The organism is Marisediminitalea alba, assembly GCF_002993365.1.
Taxonomy (GTDB): Bacteria; Pseudomonadota; Gammaproteobacteria; order Enterobacterales; family Alteromonadaceae; genus Alteromonas; species Alteromonas alba.
The window spans coordinates 1-2,466 of record NZ_PVNP01000115.1; the positions used below are offsets into that span (position 1 = coordinate 1).

Consider the following 2,466-nt stretch of genomic DNA (forward strand, 5'->3'; position numbering starts at 1 on the left):
CTGTCACGAGCGGCAAGTCACGCGTGCTCTCGCGTTATCGGGACACAAGGCAATGAAGAATCATTGCTCCGGGACAAATATACAAGAAGGGTCGGAAACCTGGGCGGTGTTTGCGGAGTTCTAAACGATAAAGCGGCGACACGATGAACGAAACAGACTCAGGTATTGACTATGGTCAATACAGACAGGAACCGCCGTGGTACGGAACCGTATGCCCGGTGGTGTGAGAGGACGGGAGTTGCGAAACTCCCTCCTACTCGATCCTGCTGGAAAGGTCGTATTTAACCCACGATATCATGTCAGGAGGTCCCCGCTAAAAAGCATGCGGGGATGACGTGGTGGATGTATTAATACAACTTAAAAGGTCGTATTTAACCCACGATATCATATCATGGGGTTCCCGCTTAAAAGCGCGCGGGGATGACGATTTATAATCTTGACATCCCGGCCTCCGAGCCGGGATCTCCTTAAAAAGGCTGAGTCACCAGATACAGCCTTTTCGCTGAGGAAGTATTTATTGAGGTGGAGGTGGCAATAAAGCCAGTGCTGAAGGTGGCAGGTCAGACATGTCAATCATCACGCCTTTCTTTGCAGCTTCCCGACCAATAATAGCGCCGATATCCTGGGGCGACGTAGCGCCGGACTCTTTCACTGCAGCCTCTACAGCACCGAAGAACTCCTGAAAGTGGCCGGGGGCAACCAATACCAGTAACTGAGCAGGCTCATCGTAGGGGTTCCAGAAACCATGTTGATTGTTGCGTGGTAATGAGGCTACCGTGCCAGGCTCGGCAATCACCTCATCGGTCCCATTAAGAAAATGTACCGTACCATCTAACACGATGAATATTTCATCTTCATTGGTATGGGTATGCGGCGGAGCGCCGAGTGACTTTGCCGGCAATATTTCCTCGAACAGGCCGATTTCGGAAGGTAAATCACCCGCTTTAACATGTTGGTATATAGGCCTGCCGGTATAGATTATTGGCTTACCTTCACCAAGCTTAGTAAAGGTAGCGTGGTATTCATCATGGGACGATTCGTGTTGATGTGCAAAAACGGAAGTCGCCAGTAAAGCCGCCACACCTACCACCGCACTTAGTGTTACCTTTTTCATATATGCTCCTTTTTATTAGTTGTACAAAGTATGAGCAGGTAATTCCAAATAACAAGTTTTTAGCGTCCGAGAGATGTACTAAGTAAGAAACGAACCTTATTCGCCGCGCTTATAAAATAAGTTCTAGTATTGCGTACAGTTTTTAATATCTATGATTAGAGGCAAGCTAATACTCGAGGGATCTTTACAATCATTGTGGGTATTTTTCTGTTTCTCGAGTTAATGGTTCTATAGGAAATCCCTCTTAAACCAAACGAAGCGTTTTTATAGTGAAATGCAATTTTAAATTTAACCATCAGGAGCAAATCTATGCGCCAATTAGATATATTTGAGACGGAAGAAGTCAGCGGTGGGATTTTATGGGGGGTATTATGGACCACAATAGGATTAACTATAGCAGCTACTGACGCAGCTATGAATGTTAAAGAAGGCATGGAAGAAGGCTTTAGCGAAGCTAAAGAGCAAGCAAAAGAGCAAAATGGATGGTAAATAAAATGATGGAATTAAGCAGAGCAAATTTTAGAGACGTGCAAGGAGCAGGTTCCTGGGATGACTTTTGGAAAATGATTGGCGAGGCAATTGGCAGTGCTGTAGCTGAAGATGCCTACAGTAAAGAGTCAAAAGTACTCCACGACCTAGGGAGTAACGGAGGGCTAGATGAGTTTCTAGAAAACCAGAGCGATCCACTACTTTAAATATAAATTCAACAGGAGGTCCAAGAACCTCCTGATATTATTTTGGGGATAAGAGCAATGTTGAAAAAAGTTTTGATACATACTTTCCAAAGCTTCGGTATCTATATTGTTTATATAAATATTTATAACTTTATTCTTGATGACTTGTTTGAATTCACTACAGATCCGACTCTGATTCCATTTTTTATAATACTATCGTTTATAAATATATTTCTGCGTAAAGAAGAGTCAAAACATCCATCTTTATATTAGACGAATTACTCATAGATTGTTTACGTATTAAAGTCTGAGGGATCCCCACGAATTTAGCATGTAATCTTGCTCATGCAAGCTTCAGCGGTGAGTTCATCAAGCCAGCGGATCGTCTTTTTCCACTGATGCAGGGTAAATCGCATTGAGGTGTTAAAAGCTCTCAAGCCAAGAAAGTGAAAGGATAGTACGGATTTTGTTTCGGTATTTGCCTGAAAGCGTCGATGCTTGTTACTGACAACTAATAGCATGCCCAACAGTACAGCCACTAACGAAGCCAGTGTGGTAAGCAAGACCAGAACAGTAATGCGTGTCTTGGTTGTGCTGCGATTATTTTCATACCCCAGACCAAAGCGCGTGCTTTTCATATCCCGAAAGCCTTCTTCTATTTGCATGCGCTGGCGATAA

Annotated in this window: 3 protein-coding genes and 1 pseudogene; 2 read left to right on the forward strand and 2 right to left on the reverse strand. The window is 43.8% G+C overall.

Features of this window, described 5'->3' with window-relative positions; genetic code table 11:
* Positions 1 to 514: 514 nt before the first annotated feature.
* Entirely contained in the window at positions 515 to 1,114 is a 600-nt protein-coding gene (locus C6Y40_RS11380) for a cupin domain-containing protein (RefSeq protein ID WP_105934693.1), read from the reverse strand.
* A gap of 309 nt (positions 1,115 to 1,423) precedes the next feature.
* Between C6Y40_RS11380 and C6Y40_RS11385 the strand changes: the two genes are divergently transcribed.
* Positions 1,424 to 1,603, forward strand: a complete 180-nt coding sequence (locus tag C6Y40_RS11385; RefSeq protein ID WP_105934694.1) for a hypothetical protein — start codon at positions 1,424 to 1,426, stop codon at positions 1,601 to 1,603.
* Positions 1,597 to 1,809 carry a hypothetical protein gene (locus tag C6Y40_RS11390; protein WP_105934695.1) on the forward strand — a complete coding sequence of 71 codons (213 nt, stop codon included), beginning with the start codon at positions 1,597 to 1,599 and terminating at the stop codon, positions 1,807 to 1,809. The genes C6Y40_RS11385 and C6Y40_RS11390 overlap by 7 nt, the downstream gene beginning before the upstream one ends.
* Before the next feature lie 305 nt (positions 1,810 to 2,114).
* Here the strand turns inward: C6Y40_RS11390 and C6Y40_RS11395 are convergent.
* Positions 2,115 to 2,466, reverse strand: a pseudogene (locus C6Y40_RS11395) (IS4 family transposase); the annotation flags it as partial.